Annotated in this window: 14 protein-coding genes; 5 read left to right on the top strand and 9 right to left on the bottom strand. The window is 53.9% G+C overall.

Going from position 1 to position 14929, the window contains the following annotated elements; all coding sequences use genetic code 11:
- Positions 1-80: 80 nt before the first annotated feature.
- The 4 genes from XYCOK13_RS04730 to XYCOK13_RS04715 all read right to left on the bottom strand — a co-directional run bounded on the left by XYCOK13_RS04730 (position 81) and on the right by XYCOK13_RS04715 (position 5037).
- Positions 81-2282 (bottom strand): serine hydrolase domain-containing protein, encoded by a 2202-nt coding sequence (locus tag XYCOK13_RS04730; protein ID WP_244864998.1) that lies wholly within the window; start codon positions 2280-2282, stop codon positions 81-83.
- Positions 2283-2367: 85 nt separating this feature from the next.
- Positions 2368-3159, bottom strand: a complete 792-nt coding sequence (locus tag XYCOK13_RS04725) for a helix-turn-helix transcriptional regulator (RefSeq protein ID WP_213410739.1) — start codon at positions 3157-3159, stop codon at positions 2368-2370.
- Positions 3160-4114: 955 nt separating this feature from the next.
- Positions 4115-4675 carry a winged helix-turn-helix transcriptional regulator gene (locus XYCOK13_RS04720; RefSeq protein WP_213410738.1) on the bottom strand — a complete coding sequence of 187 codons (561 nt, stop codon included), beginning with the start codon at positions 4673-4675 and terminating at the stop codon, positions 4115-4117.
- Complete coding sequence (locus XYCOK13_RS04715; RefSeq protein WP_213410737.1) at positions 4672-5037, bottom strand: VOC family protein; 366 nt, start codon at positions 5035-5037, stop codon at positions 4672-4674. The genes XYCOK13_RS04720 and XYCOK13_RS04715 overlap by 4 nt, the downstream gene beginning before the upstream one ends.
- A 221-nt stretch (positions 5038-5258) precedes the next feature.
- On the opposite strand from XYCOK13_RS04715, the gene XYCOK13_RS04710 reads away from it, so the two are divergent.
- From XYCOK13_RS04710 to XYCOK13_RS04695, 4 genes are all read left to right on the top strand, one after another.
- Positions 5259-6851: a sensor histidine kinase gene (locus XYCOK13_RS04710; RefSeq protein WP_280520875.1), complete on the top strand. Its 1593-nt coding sequence runs from the start codon at positions 5259-5261 to the stop codon at positions 6849-6851.
- A 181-nt stretch (positions 6852-7032) separates the two neighbouring features.
- Positions 7033-7269 (top strand): NAD(P)H-dependent oxidoreductase, encoded by a 237-nt coding sequence (locus tag XYCOK13_RS04705; RefSeq protein WP_244864997.1) that lies wholly within the window; start codon positions 7033-7035, stop codon positions 7267-7269.
- Positions 7270-7572: 303 nt separating this feature from the next.
- On the top strand, positions 7573-8220 hold the full coding sequence (locus XYCOK13_RS04700) for a response regulator (RefSeq protein WP_213410735.1): 648 nt from the start codon (positions 7573-7575) through the stop codon (positions 8218-8220).
- Positions 8221-8385: 165 nt separating this feature from the next.
- Positions 8386-9975: an MFS transporter gene (locus tag XYCOK13_RS04695; protein WP_213410734.1), complete on the top strand. Its 1590-nt coding sequence runs from the start codon at positions 8386-8388 to the stop codon at positions 9973-9975.
- A gap of 257 nt (positions 9976-10232) precedes the next feature.
- Here XYCOK13_RS04695 and XYCOK13_RS04690 read toward each other — a convergent pair whose 3' ends face one another.
- Entirely contained in the window at positions 10233-10574 is a 342-nt protein-coding gene (locus tag XYCOK13_RS04690; protein ID WP_213410733.1) for a hypothetical protein, read from the bottom strand.
- A gap of 285 nt (positions 10575-10859) precedes the next feature.
- The gene (locus XYCOK13_RS04685) at positions 10860-11852 is read right to left on the bottom strand and encodes a helix-turn-helix transcriptional regulator (RefSeq protein WP_213410732.1); all 993 of its coding nucleotides are present in this window, start codon (positions 11850-11852) and stop codon (positions 10860-10862) included.
- A 112-nt stretch (positions 11853-11964) separates the two neighbouring features.
- Here XYCOK13_RS04685 and XYCOK13_RS04680 point away from each other — a divergent pair, with 112 nt between their 5' ends.
- The gene (locus tag XYCOK13_RS04680) at positions 11965-12876 is read left to right on the top strand and encodes an SDR family oxidoreductase (protein WP_213410731.1); all 912 of its coding nucleotides are present in this window, start codon (positions 11965-11967) and stop codon (positions 12874-12876) included.
- A gap of 212 nt (positions 12877-13088) precedes the next feature.
- Here XYCOK13_RS04680 and XYCOK13_RS04675 read toward each other — a convergent pair whose 3' ends face one another.
- The 3 genes from XYCOK13_RS04675 to XYCOK13_RS04665 are packed head-to-tail and all read right to left on the bottom strand — an operon-like array spanning position 13089 to position 14785.
- Positions 13089-13892: an alpha/beta fold hydrolase gene (locus XYCOK13_RS04675; RefSeq protein ID WP_308443012.1), complete on the bottom strand. Its 804-nt coding sequence runs from the start codon at positions 13890-13892 to the stop codon at positions 13089-13091.
- A 2-nt stretch (positions 13893-13894) separates the two neighbouring features.
- Positions 13895-14407 carry an SRPBCC domain-containing protein gene (locus tag XYCOK13_RS04670; RefSeq protein ID WP_213410730.1) on the bottom strand — a complete coding sequence of 171 codons (513 nt, stop codon included), beginning with the start codon at positions 14405-14407 and terminating at the stop codon, positions 13895-13897.
- A gap of 42 nt (positions 14408-14449) precedes the next feature.
- The gene (locus XYCOK13_RS04665) at positions 14450-14785 is read right to left on the bottom strand and encodes an ArsR/SmtB family transcription factor (RefSeq protein WP_213410729.1); all 336 of its coding nucleotides are present in this window, start codon (positions 14783-14785) and stop codon (positions 14450-14452) included.
- Positions 14786-14929: the final 144 nt, after the last annotated feature.

Below are 14929 nucleotides of genomic sequence, written 5' to 3'. Positions count from 1 at the left end.
AAAGAACCTCGCTCCATGAGCAAGGTTCCTGCATTCGCTGTATTTCATTCTGGGCTGTCGGTCTTCACAGGCTTATTCATTTACTGCGCTTCCCCCGCTTGGGCCGCCAGCAGTTGCGACACAATCACATCGGTCGGCTGGGTGAGCAGCTTATACAGAATAGCCGCTTCCTCCTGACGGGTTAGCGGATTTAGCGCAAGATAATGCACTGTGCCATCCGCATCGATCTGCACCTCAGGACCGTACAGGCCGAGCGCCACAATCATCCGTACTGCAGGCTGGGCCCATTCGCTGATGTCATCGGCAATTTGCACATCCGCAAACAACTCTTCAGGATACTGCAGCTTCAACGAGTTCCAAATCAAAACAGCAGCTTCCTGCCTCGTGATGATCCGATCCGGCTCAAACAGGCCCTGCCCGTCTCCAGCGACAAGTCCCATCTCATAGGCGGCCTGGATATACGGGGCTGCCGGATGGCCCGCAATATCTGTGAAAGCGTAGGCCTCGGCCTTGCTTCCCTTCACATTGCTGACGACCATCATCCGCTCTACGTATTCAGCGCGTGTTACCGACCGTTCCGGCTCAAAAGCCGCGGCTCCGCTGTTGTCATAGTGACCGAGCGATTGCAGCCCGTGAATAAACGGGGCGAACGGATCGGAATTTCCGACATCGATGAATCCGGCCGGTTCTTTGCCCTTGGCCGCATATCCGAGCGGATTGATATATGGCTCCTTCATATAGAGTACTTGACCCTTCTCGTCAAGTTGGAAAGCAGTGAATTGATTCGTTAATGCATCGACAAATAAAGCATCATCCACTTGGGTAAGCTCGCGCGGGCCAAGCAGCGCGTCCGAAATGAGCAGGCTGCCCGAGCCGTTGACCTCCACCGTGGAGACAAAGACATCCAACCGCAGGTCAGCATACAATCCGCTGAACTTCTCGAGTTGTTCTGCTGTCATCGGCCTGAAGTTTTCATCCAGCGAGGCGGGTGCGGCATATTCAGGGTAAAAGGTCGAAATAAATTGCGGATAAAACAAATTCCGCAGCACACCCATTTGGTTATAGGTCAGAAATACACCGACATTCTCCTCCGGGATCAGGAACAGATAGGAGCTGTAACCGTTCAAGTCGCCCGCTTTCGTAATGATGCCGGGATGGCTTCCGGCTCCAGGCAGTTGGAACGGCGCTTCAAATCCATACGTCGTATCCGGCAGCAGCGGGTGAATCGCGGATTGGTATTGTTCCATCAGCTTGACCGATTCCTCGGACAGAATGCGTCCGCCCTCCGCCATTCCGCCATTCTGCAAGGCGATCATAAATTTGCCCACGTCTTCTGCCGTGGTCATCATGCCGCCGTGCGGCATGACGGTCGGCGTTACGGTATACACTTCAAGCGGGTTGCCGAGCATATCGTGGCCTGCCGCCAGATTCTCAACCAGTTTTTCCTCGAGCACATAGCCGCTGTTCGCCATGCCTAACGGCTCAAACATATACTGTTTCATATAATCCTCGAACGGCATGCCGCTCGCTTCCTGTACGACGTAGCCTAGCAGAAGGGAAGCAAAATTGTCGTACATGTAGGATGTTCCCGGTTCGCGAACAACCGGAGGCATATGCTCGCGCACGAAGTCCTCAATTGCCACATATTGATCAAGCTCTGTGTGAATGTCGCTCGGGTTCGGGTCACGGACTTCAAACCCGGTTGTATGCGTCAACAAGTGCTCAATGGTCACAGGCGTACCGTATGGATTTTCATAGGTAACCCCGTCCAAATAGGCAGTGAATTCCTCCTGCAAGTCCAGCTTCCCTTGCTCCGCCAGCTGCAGTGCTGCTGCCGCAGTAAAGGTCTTGGACACAGACGCTATGCGGAACACCGTGCTTGCAGGGTCCACCGGCTCCTGCCCAGTCAGATCCGTATGTCCGTATCCTTTCTGCACCAGCAGTTCCCCGTCTTTGACTATAGAGACAGATGCCCCGACATAATAAGGCTGTGTCGATTCCGCTGCGAAGAAATCATCCAAAAACGCCGTGACGGCTTCCTCCGTCAGCTCCGGGACCTGCTTGGTTGCTGCTCCATCGCCTTGCGGATCTATCTCCGCGGTTGATTGCCCGTCTGACGTTGATCCATTCTCTTCTTCAGCCTGCTGCCCGACTGATTCACCCGTTGAATCCAGGTCTTCCGCCTGAACAACAGGCGTTGCCATGCTGAAGGCCATGACGAGGGATAGGAGCAGCAAGAGCCATTTGTAATTTGTTTTCATGGTTGCAGTTATAATAGTCATTGCATCCTCCCTGATTTCTATTCATTGCTTTGAATAGTTTCTAGTACCAGTATAGCAGATTGCTAGGAAAATTACCTGCCAGTTGTTAGTTAGAAACACGTTGGAGAAACCGATTCATGAGAAGCGGCAAAGAAATCAGTATAGGAGGGTCGTCTATTCTTGGCGGATAAAGCTGCACATGCTGAAACGGCACAGGCTCGCTGCCCCCTACAATCACAGGCGTTCTCGAACGCGTGCGCAGCGTGTTGTGCGGCAGCAGCACATCGATCGCCTGCATGTCCCATGCCATGGACGTGGCCATAATGTAATAGATGCCCGGCCGCACATTCGTAAAGCGAAAACTTCCAGGATTGAAAAGCAGGGTGCCGTACAAGGGAATTCGCTCCGGTATCGGCTTGGCGAATAAGCCTATGAATACCACACCCTCGAATGGCTGGTCTGCATGAACGTTGCCTTCTATTGTATGGGGAGAGACCGGCCTTCCGGCTTTCATCTCATACTGCTCCCAATTGTTCAAGTGCCGCAACGTATATTTGTGGTCCTCTGCAAGCATGGGCGAGTTGCGAAATTGCGCTGGCGTGACACCGACCCGTTCTGTAAATCTGGTTGTGAACGTTCCCAGGCTCTGCTGTCCGACTTCCAAAGATATATCCCGTACGCTCAATCCGGTATGAAGGAGCAATTCCTTCGCTCTCTGCAACCGAAGCACAGATACATAATACTGAGGCGAAACCCCTATCCTCTTCTTGAACAGCCGGGTGAAATGATAAGGGCTGTACGCGGCCTGCTTCGCCAGATCGTTGAGCGTCAGCGGGTCGTACAGATGCTGCTGGATATAGGCAAGGACATGATCGATCTCTGGAAATCCGTGTTCCACCTGCGACACCTCTTTGCTTCATACTCGAAAGCCTGGACACTGCACGGCCTGTTGCAACCGAACACTTATTCTCCTTCTATTAGTCTACCACACCATTCTTTCTATTGGCAAAATAGCTTGGATATTGAACCTTGACCTGCTCAATTGGAAACCGTTCCGGGTAAGTGGAATGCATCAGCATTGTTCCTTGCACAACCGAGGAAACGAATAGTTGCTTGTGCGAAAGATCGTATAAAAGTAGTGCGTATCCCCCACATTAGACTGATTTTGTGCGAAAAATCGTACAAAAGGGTTTGCTGTACGTCCCGGTTTGCAGGTTTTGTATGAAAAATCTTATAAAATCAACAGTGCTGTAAGGAATATCCTCGTTTTTATACGAAAGATCGTATAAAAGTTGTGCGTATCCCCCACGTTGGACTGATTTTGTGTGAGAGATCATACAAAACTGGCGGATGGCCTAGGCAGATGGCTTAACAGTCAACATTGAATAGACAGGCTTATGGATGACCGAACAGTTTGAACCGGCTGGCTCGGTCATCCTCTCTGCTCCCATCCGCTACGCTTCCTGCCCCGGCTCCAGCCGCTTTTTTTAGCAGATATTTGAGCAGTAAGGAGCAAACGATGTGCCACGCAAAATCAGCCCAGTATGGTATGTAATCAAATTGTCTGATACCTGCGTAGAGCGAACGACTCGCGGCTCGGGCACCCCGTTCAACTATCGCGTCCAATATCGCTCGCCGCAATTCAAAATCGAGACTGTTCCCGAATCAGCTTTGTGCTGTAAGAGATCTTTTATTTTACTTTTGAATAACCGGCTGCTTAGTGAATAAGAAACAAAAATATAAGGAGCTGTTCCCAAGTCTCTTTGGACTTTGGAAGCTCCCCCTTATACCTGAAACGTGCTGTCGAGGGGAAAACAGCACGTTTCCCCTCATGTCTCTTTTTCACTTGGCTGCTATAACAGCGAGCAAAGATCTTTCTCCAGCCTCCCCACCGGAGGCTCTGCGTTTGGGAGCAGCCAATAGTCATAGCCCGGCCGGGGCTCCATGGTTGGCTGCTTCTCCGCGATTTCCTGCTCGCACAGCTCGGAGATGCGCATGGTCAGTATACGCGGCGTAGCCGACTGCAGCAGCTTCCGTATGGCCTGAAATCGGTTGTACTGATAGTACAGCGCGAGCATGACCGGCCAATTCCATGACCTCTCGGCTAGAAAACCGCGGCCGAGCTCTGTTTCGGCTGACTGGATGGCTTTCGCAGCTTCTCGCAGCAGCAGACCTTTCTCCGTCAACCGGTATTCCGGCAGCAGCGGGTGGCGCCGTTCATACGGAGACAAGTGTTGAATAATGCCCTTTTCCTCCAGCTTCTTCAAGTTGCTGCTTAGTCGGGACGGAGAGATGTCCAGTTGGCGGCCTAGTGGCGTAAATCGCCCCCCTGCCTGCTGCAGAGTCAGCAAAATCGGAATCGTCCACCGTCCGGAAAGTTCCTGTGTAGTCTGAATAATGTGGTCGTTCGTCATTCGAAGGTGACAAGTGTCTGGGACAACTCGAAGCAATGACCGTCCGGATCGCTGAATGTCGCCAGCTTCACAAAGTCCGGAATAACCTCAATCTCGCCTGTGAATGTTACGCCCTGTGCCCGCAGCTGCTCCACCGCTTGCTCGATATCCTCTACCTCGAACACGGTGGTAGATATGACAGGCACGACGGTTTCCGCTTCCGCAAAACCGATATAGCAGTCCTTCGTATTCGTCTTGATCATGGCCATTTGTCTTTCCTCATCATGGAAGTCCAGCGCAAATCCCAGACTCTTGGTGTAAAAGTTGAGCGTGCGCTCCATATTGGATACGTTGTACCAAATAGTTAGACCGGATTTAAACATTGTTTTCTTCCTCCTTTAATGGTTACGAGATACTGAGATTATATCAGGTATAAAATCGGAAGTAAACATTCCATCTCACAAATTTTCTAATAATTTATCTGCTTTTGTCTGTTGATAGCCTAGTAGCGAAACACATCACTCACATATGCTAGAATGGGAGTACTACTTCCTGCGGAACGGAGGCGGCGCCACTGTCAACAGAAAAGCGCTATTACGAAGAATTGCTTACGCTGAAGACCATTGCTGAAACCCTGAACCAGAGCAATGACTTGGAGGGGATGTTGCAGACAACACTGGTCCAGCTGCTGGCATTGACGAATCTGGAGAGCGGTTGGATATTTTTGTTGGAGGGCGAGCAAGGCTACCGGCTTGTGGCCGATTCCAACCTTCCTCCTGCGCTATGCCGGGAGGATAAGCGCCCGATGCGCTGCGATGACTGCTTCTGTTTGCGCTTGTATTGGGCAGAGGAGTTAGAGCAGGCTGTCACGATGATTGAGTGCGAACGGCTGCACAACGCTGTTCAGCAATGCTGGGGGGAGACGAACAACCTGGAATATCATGCCACCGTCCCGATTACCATACGCGGGGAGCGCCTCGGTCTGCTTAATGTCGGTTCTCCCGGAAAAGAGCAATTCACGGATCAGGAGCTGGCATTTTTGGAATCGGTCGCCTACCAGATCGGTACCGCAGTGGAGCGAGTCAAGCTGTACGAACAGCGGGAGCGGCGAGCAGTTGAGGACATGTCGCGATATATTGTCAACTATTACTCGCAGTTGAACAGCATCACCCGTGCGCTGTTGAAGATGAATAATATACAGCGATTGCTGGAGGCGGCAGTCGACAGCATCGGCCGCCAATTCGGCTGGTCTACGGTAGCGGTAGCACTGCGTGAGGAGCAAAAGCTTCGCTTGCGCTCCATCTACGAGAATGGTCGAACCAAGGGGGCACAAGCTGCGCTTCCGTTCGTCATGCGAGACCTGGTCGAGCAGGCAGACAGGGAGCAGCAGATCAGACTGGCCGAACATGGCTTTGGGCCTTATGCCGTTGCTCTGCCGCTGCATACCCATGAGTCCGGTGTTTTGTACTTGAGCAGAAGCTCCAGACCATTCGAAAAGGTCGAATTGGAAATTCTGAGGATTCTCGCCGATCACGTTACGATCGCATTGGAAAAAGTCCGGTTATACCAAGAGTGGGAAGAGGTGCTGCTGGCTGAAGAGCGCAACCGGCTGGCAAGGGAGCTGCATGATTCGGTCAATCAGAAGCTGTTCTCCCTTTCGCTCTTGGCTCGCGGCATATGGGAGCATGCGAAGACAGAACATGAGGAAACTGCAAATGCCATCCGGGAGGTCGAGCGGATCGCGCAGGAAGCGCTCGGCGAGATGCGTTCTCTCATCTGGCAGCTGCGTCCGAGCAGCGAAGGAACTGATTTTCTTCGCACGCTTAAGGAATACGCGCAGACGATTGGTCTTCGCCTGTTCATCCAGTCGGACCAAGAGCCTCGCTATCGGCATGAACTCGAGCTTGCCTTGATTCGCATCGCTCAAGAGGCTATGAACAATGTCCGCAAGCACGCCGCTACCTATCGCACCCGGATCAGCCTCACCCATGACAAGCGATGGGTCACGATGAAGGTGAGTGATCAAGGACGCGGCTTTACGCTCGAACAAGCTGAGCAGGAAGCAAGGTCCCTTGGCTTGGCTTCCATGCGGGAAAGGACAGAGGAGCTGGGCGGCAGCCTGCACATCCTTAGCGAGGAGGGGCTGGGAACCGTGATAACGGCTCGTCTACCGCTTCAAGCAGAGGAGCGGGGTTAGCAATCCTCATCTTGGCTTCTCGCTTTGGCGCATATTCATGGAAACTACGACCATAGTCTTATCTTCGGATAAGGCTTTTTTTGTATGCCAAATTGCAGTTGCTGTCGGACGTATCTGCAGCCGCATCCCTTTACAATTAGAACAGATCAGACAAGATGAGGAGTGAAGGGATCATGAAGAAATGACATTCTCCTATTCCAGTGACGGGCCGACCGGACTGCTGCCTCATATGAAGGTCGCTCTGCTGAACGCGCGTGGCGGCGTGTACCAAGACGATCCTAGCGAAATGGCAGTGCGCTTCGTGCGGAATCAACTAGCGTTTTTCGGGATTCAGGATTTGACGACGGTCGTGATAGAAGGTCATCATCAATTCCCTGATCGGAGGGCGGCACTCATCGACGAAGGACTAACCGGGTGAAGCAAGCCGCTGCCGCCTTCTGATTATTCCGCTCGAATCGCCGACCCTGCGAATCCGCTGGAAACTATGATCCAGCCATGGTGTGACTCCATCCACGCGTGCAGGGAGCGAGGACGTAGAGGTGGATTACATGCATCACACTAACTGCACTTCATGCAGATAGCAGCACCCATAGCCCTCAGCAAAAGTCGCCCCATTATCCGCACCGATATGGTAAAATTCAGGCGAGAGCAAGCCGACCTTCGTTCCGCAACTTGTATGCTCTCAATTTGAATGACCGAACGGAGCGTGACTGGAACAGATATGGCTATTAAAGTGTTGCTGGTTGACGATCACTTGGTCGTCCTGCACGGCTTGCGCTATTTCCTGCAAACACAGCCTGACATCGAAATCGTCGGCCAAGCATTGAACGGAAAGGAAGCGTTGGAAAAGATAGACGCCCTGCAGCCAGATGTCATCTTAATGGACCTGAACATGCCGGAGATGGACGGAATTGAGGCTACCCGAAAAATCGCATCGCGCTACCCTGAGATAAAGGTGATTATTCTGACCAGCTTCTCGGATCGCAATAGCGTACTGCCTGCGCTGCAGGCGGGCGCTGCAGGGTACCAATTGAAGGACGTAAAACCAGAAATTCTCGCAGATACGATTCTGGGCGCTGTGGACGGCAATCGCATGCTTCATCCAGAAGTGACGGATCGGCTCGTTCAGCTCGTGGCGAACCGCGGCACGGAATCGGATATGTCCTTGCTGACGCCCAAGGAACGTGAGGTACTCGAGCTGATGACCACGGGCCTCAGCAATAAAGAGATCGCTGGTCGCTTGATCATCTCCGAGAAAACTGTAAAAACACATATTACCCGCATCTTCGGCAAGCTGGGCGTGCAGGACCGCACTCAGGCAGTGCTGCATGCGATCAAGCACGGGTGGTTTAAGGGTGGGGCTGTTTGATCCGGATGTTCTCACTTTAGATCGCAATCGATAAGAAATCGGATAGGAACGTTCATGGTAAAGTGAAACTGCCCTTCGCACCTGCAAGCTTTCTGATAAGGAAAATTGCGAGCGAAAGGCACAAACGCTTGTCAACAGAAAGAGATTCATTCGTGGAGAGAAAGGATGATCATATTGAGCCAGTCTACACATGAACACTACGACAGTCCTGGCACCCCCGCAGCCCCGCCGCAAGCCGGCAGCAAACAATGGATCGGATTGGCGGTTCTGGCGCTGCCGACTCTGCTGCTTGCGCTGGATATCAGCGTGCTGTATATTGCGCTGCCTCACTTGGGCGCGGATCTGAATCCCGGCAGCAGCCAAATGCTCTGGATTATGGATATATACGGCTTTATGATTGCAGGCTTCCTCGTAACGATGGGGACACTGGGCGACCGCATTGGCCGCCGAAAGCTCCTCATGATTGGGGCGTCCTGCTTCGGCATCGCCTCTATTCTGGCTGCATTCTCGGTCAGTGCCGAGATGCTCATTGTAACCCGTGCCCTCCTCGGCATTGCGGGCGCAACGCTAATGCCTTCGACGCTGTCCCTGATCAGCAATATGTTTCGCAATCCAAATCAGCGTTCAGTCGCTATTGGGGTCTGGATGAGCTGTTTTATGGTCGGCACAATCATCGGGCCGCTTGTCGGCGGCATCATGCTTGAATTTTTCTGGTGGGGCTCGGTATTTTTGCTCGGTGTTCCCGTCATGGTTCTATTGCTTGTATTGGCGCCATTTCTGCTGCCCGAATATCGCGACACGCAGGCCGGACGCATCGATCTGGTCAGCGTTGTGCTCTCCTTGATCACTATGCTGCCGATCATATACGGGATCAAGGAACTGGCCAAGTACGGCTGGCAAATCCTGCCCGTTGCGACCATTGTCACCGGGCTGCTGTTCGGCTTGCTGTTCGTCCGCAGACAACGCAAATTGACCGATCCCTTGGTGGATGTCAGCCTGTTCCGCAACTCGGCTTTCGGCGCATCGCTGGGCATCATGCTGTTGGGCGGGATCAGCATGGGCGGCGTGTTCCTCTTCGTGACTCAATATTTGCAAATGGTGGAAGGCCTGTCCCCGCTGCGCGCAGGGCTGTGGCTAATCCCGCAGGCGCTCGGGATGATCGCGGGCTCCATGCTGGCGCCTGCCCTGACGCGCCACATCCGTCCCGCCTATGTCATCGCGGGCGGGCTTCTTATTGCAGCAATTGGACTGCTGATGCTCACACAGGTGGAAGCCGCGGGAAGCTTGGCCCTGCTTGTGACTGGATTCGTGATCGCCTCCTTCGGCTTTGGTCCTCAAGGCGTGCTCGTAACAGACCTTGTCGTCAGCTCAGCGCCGCCGGAAAAGACGGGCTCCGCTTCAGCCATGTCGGAAACGAGCGCCGAGCTCGGCATGGCGCTCGGGGTCGCGGTCATGGGCAGTATCGGCACCGCTGTCTATCGCGCACAGGTCGGAGAGAATATGCCGCAAGGACTTCCCGGCGACATCAGCGAAGCCGCTCGGGATACGCTTGCCGGAGCCTGGAACGCCGCGGAACATCTGCCTCAGGATGTAGGGACGCAGCTGCTTGGCTCTGCGCAATCCGCCTTCACGGACGGCTTGAACACCGTAGCAGGCGTAGGCACTGTCTGTGTCATCGTGTTCGCCTTGTTGGCAGTTTTCCTGCTCAAGCAGGTCAGACCAGCAGGAGACGGCCAACCCGCTCGAGACGCCTAGCTGCATATTGCCGCCTTGTTAGGCTGTTGAGAAACCTCTTTTTTATCAAGCGATGCAAAATTTTATACACGGTGCAAGCAGAGGATTCCCCCCTTCGTTGGACGCCCCCTGTAGAACGGGAAAACACAAGTGGTGGACTGAGCAGCTGAGCGCTGCACAGTCCTGTTCTACAGCAGCATAATCCCCGCGAAAGCCCAGCTTCCATCAAGCTGACTTGTCTACAGTGTTCTCCCGTCTGCCCGGAAATCCGAATTGCTTCATATAGACGGCCAGCATACCCCATGCAGCACTGCAAGCAATAGAAAGAGATTGCTGTACAACGATCCGACCCCGAACAGATGAAGCGGGTTCCAATGCTGATCTGCTCCAAGATCAATGAGCTTCCCATAGACACCTGTTGCAATTCCCCCCGATATAAAATTCATGAGGGACAGCAGCCCCATGCCCGCACCGGAATGCTCGGGCGACAGCGTTTGCGAGACGGAGTTGGCCATCGCCAGCTTTATAACGGTTTGACCGACCTGACCGAGGACGAGTATCGCTGCAACAATTGGTCCGAGCGCGCTGCCGATAGCCAAGCCGACGAAGGATTTGCTCATCGCCGACCCTCGTTTTTCCGGAGGGAAAAACCGGAGCGGTATCAGCCCACTTGCTCACCGATTGTCAAGCATCTGCTGAAAGCATGGCTGCCATGCCTGGCAACTGCAATATCTCCCTGAAATACATGACGCCCTTGCTAAGCACTGCTTCCTGAACAGCCGCCAAGACTGGATAAACGAATGGAAGCTGTCACGCTGTAGGTGGGGAGGTGCCGCATCCGTTCACGTAACGGGATTTCATGTAGGTGCATTCCTCGTTGAAGATGAAGCCTCGCCGTTCAGACCTTACTCCCCGATCTTCGGAGCGGGGCCCGGTGCTCCTCCGTACATCGCCACAACCTCGCGCGCCCGCTGCACAATCAGTTCTGCTAAATGTGCCGGTCCCAGCAGCCGAACCTTCCCGCCCCAGCCCAGCACGTAGGCGACAGCCTCCTCCTCCGTATGAAATGACAACGTAACACGCACTTGCTCGCCGCATGACTTCTCATCCATATGCACCTTTTGCACAAACTTGTCCGTAAACGTCAGGCGCCCTACTACTTCTCTGTCCACAAGCAGCTTTACCTCCAGCGAGGGAAGAGAGGAAACAAATGCCTGCTTGCTCCTCATCCAATAATCGGCCAGCGAGAAGTGCTGGGGCCGGATAAATGTTTCTTCGAGCTGTTCGGCTTGCTCTACTCTGGACATACGGAAGCTGCGAATTTCTCCCTCGTCGAGCGAGGCGACAAGATACCAGACGCTTCCTTTCGAGACCAAGCCAAGCGGATGAACGATTCGGGTGGTGCGGGTGCCGTCTGCCTTCGTATAGACCATCTGAAGCTTGCGGTCGCTCCACAGCGCATTCAATACCTGGTTCATGCTTGCGGAATCCGTGTGAGAAGGCTTCCAGCTTTCTGTATCGATTAGGATTTTTTCCATATACGGCTGCACGGCAGGTTGACTTTCTTGCGGGATGGAGGCCAGCAGCTTGTGACGCAGCTGCGGTCCCTTCGCCTGCACGCCCAGGTCCTCCAACAACTTTTCCGAGGGAAGAATAAACAATGACTTCCACTCCTCCAGCTTAAGGCCGTGAAGCCGACTGCGAAAGCCATCGAGCAGCCGCCACCCGCCTGACTTGCCCCGCTCCGAGACAACCGGGATGCCGGATATGCTCAACGCATCCATGTCCCGGATGATCGTGCGCTCGGATACCTCCAACGTTCTTGCGAGTTCACCCGTCGTCATCTTTCCATTGTTCTGCAGCAGAATCATGATTTGCACAAGCCGGTCCGCACGCACAGCCGCTTCCTCCTTTGAAATGAAACATGAACTTTCCATATATGACATGAGGTGTCTTGATTATAGACTACAATGAGATTACGTTGACTAGCAACCAATAGGAGGAGAAGCTATGAAATCACTAACGGGAAAAATTGCACTGGTGGCCGGTGCCACGCGCGGAGCAGGCCGCGGCATCGCCGTGGAGCTCGGAGCCGCTGGCGCAACCGTTTACGTCTCGGGGCGCACGACGCGCTCGCAGCGTTCGGAGTACAACCGGCCAGAGACAATCGAGGAAACAGCAGAGCTTGTCACTGCGGCCGGGGGACAGGGCATAGCTGTGCAAGCCGATCATCTGGATCCCAAGCAGGTAGAATGGTTGGTAACGCGAATTAAGGAGGAACAAGGAAGACTGGACATCTTGGTCAACGATATATGGGGAGGGGAATACTTGACCGAATGGGAAGTTCCCGTATGGGAGCATTCGCTGGAGAAGGGACTGCGCATGCTCAGGCTCGCCATTGACACCCACTTGATCACAAGCCATTTCGCGCTGCCCCTGTTGATTCAAAATCCGAACGGGCTTGTCATTGAAATGACTGACGGCACGGAAGCATACAACCGGGACCACTACCGCTTGTCGATGTTCTACGATCTGGCGAAAACATCCGTCACGCGCATGGCCTGGGCGCTTGCCCAGGAGCTGAAGCCGCATCAATGCACGGCCGTTTCCCTGACGCCCGGTTGGATGCGCTCGGAAATCATGCTTGAGCACTTCAACGTTACCGAACAAACCTGGCGGGATGCGGCAAAACAGGAACCTCACTTCCTCATCTCCGAAACTCCCCGGTATGTCGGACGGGCCGTTGCAGCGCTGGCTGGAGACCCGGATGTACAGCGCTGGAACGGCCAATCACTTTCCAGCGGCGGACTGGCACAGGTGTATGGGTTCACCGATCTGGACGGTTCCCGGCCTGACTGCCTGCGATATCTCATAGAAGTCGTCGATGCCGGCAAGACCGAATACGTGGAAGGCTACCGATAAGACGCTTCCCGTGTCCGCATGCTGGTAGGAGCAATTAGGAAAAAGGCTGCCTTCGGGTCCGCTTCGGACTAGAGGCAGCCTGGATATGATGATTCATGGTCTCATCATTGCAATCATGATGTTCGTCGTATGGCGCTGCGCCAGAACAGCCGCTATCGGTTCCTGCTTTTATCAAGGGGAGCTGTTCCGATGGCAAATGTGCCGCCAACCCCTTATGCTTGAGCGAATTCAAGCATTACCTCGGCTAATGCATCCGGCGCCATGACGACTGCTGCATGATCCTGGCCAGCCAGTTTCAAATGCTCACCCCGTGGCAGCTGATCGACCAAAGCCTGCGCCGCATCCTGAAAGAAGGCTTCGCTATTCTCCCCAGTGATGACCAAGGCCGGGGCTTCCACCTTCCAGCGACCTTGCGGAAGCGGCTTGCCCGATTGCGTATCCCTCATAATACGGCCGTCATATGCGAGCGTGTGCGCCATGCTTTCCATAGATTTCCACGACGCGTCGGCCTTCATAAATTCGAGGAATTCCTGCGGCACGCCGACCGCCGCTGTCATGAAATACTCTACCGCTTCGCTGCGCTTCCCAGATTGGATCAACGCTTCCAAGCGGCTTACATAATCGTTGGGAACCGGAGCGCGGCCCTCATTCACAATGAACGGAGGCTCGTACAGAAAGAGCTTGCTGACTTTGTCGCCTAGGGCATGTGCCGCTTCAAGCGCCAGCACTGCGCCGGACGAACTTCCGAACAAGCTAGCAGTACCCCCGGCAAGTTCAATCAACGCTTCAATATCTTCTACTTCACGTTCAACCGTATAAGCACCAGCATCTGTGCTTTGCCCGCGGCCCCGCCGGTCGTAGTTGTAGACGGTGTAGTGCGCGGCCAGCAGCTCCGCCAGCTTAGCAGCATCGTGATGATCGGAAGCAGCTGCGGAAACCAGAATCAAGGCAGGGCCAGAACCTTGCTTGACATAGGCAATGCTCGTTGAATCTTTCGACGTAATCGCGTTCATCATTTTCAGTCCTCCAGACCTTTTCGATTATTGTGCAAGTACTCCTCCAACCTCTCCAACGCATCCGTAAATCCTTCGATCATTCCAGTCGATTCAGCCGCTTCCAAGTCTGCAACACTGCCGAAACGGGTTGTGATCGTCAACAACGTGTGCTGCCCTGCCTCTTCGAACGTCACTGTCGTGGGCATCTGGCTACCCTCTACCACCTGCCAAGCTGGATCGGCGAAAGCGTCTGTATAGGCAAGTCTGGATGGGGCCGTCACTTCCTCATAAACTGCCATCCCTCTGGCGATTTCTCCCTCTCCGTTCTCCGGGGCCAGCAGGTAGCGCCAGATGCCGCCAGGGCGCACATCCATCTCATACACCGTTGCGCACCAGGTGCGCGGTCCCCACCAACGCTCTACATGCTTCGGACGCGTCCAGCCCTGCCAAGCAACGCTCCTCGGAATGGATACCATGCGTTCCACAATCAGCTCTCTGCGCTCGGGAACTTTCGTAACCCGCGTTTTCCTCCTCACTTCCATTCCCCCCAGTTCAAACTATGACCGCATCGCGCGCGGTCACGAATCCTCCTTCCGCTGGATATCGCTCATATAGTCCTCAAAGTTGTCCAGTCGCTCCTCCCACAATACACGGAAGGAATCCAGCCAGACCTCCAAATCTTGAAATGGCTGGGCTTCGAGGCTATAGATGCGCTGCTGCGCTTTCTTCCGGGCGCGCACCATTCCCGCTTCGCTCAAAATGCGCAAATGCCGCGACACTTGAGGCTGGCCAATGTTCAACAGCTGCACAATTTCGCTTACCGTTCGCGGTCCTGCCTTCAACAACTCGATAATGTTGAATCGATTCGGCTCGGCCATGACCGCCAAGGCAGCTTGCATGGATGTCGTGTTCATGGCCTTAATATACACCAAGGAATATATACGTGTCAACAAATATATAAATTTTGTACGAAAACGGGAATTCATCCCCTTATTTCTGACTACATGCGGCTGTCACAACCAAATAGGGGAAATCGTTGCACTAGCCTTGCATCAATG

Origin of the sequence: Xylanibacillus composti, from assembly GCF_018403685.1 — a bacterium.
GTDB lineage: Bacteria > Bacillota > Bacilli > Paenibacillales > K13 > Xylanibacillus > Xylanibacillus composti.
The sequence above is the reverse complement of the archived record's forward strand: the minus strand, read 5'-3'. Positions and strand labels throughout refer to the sequence as shown.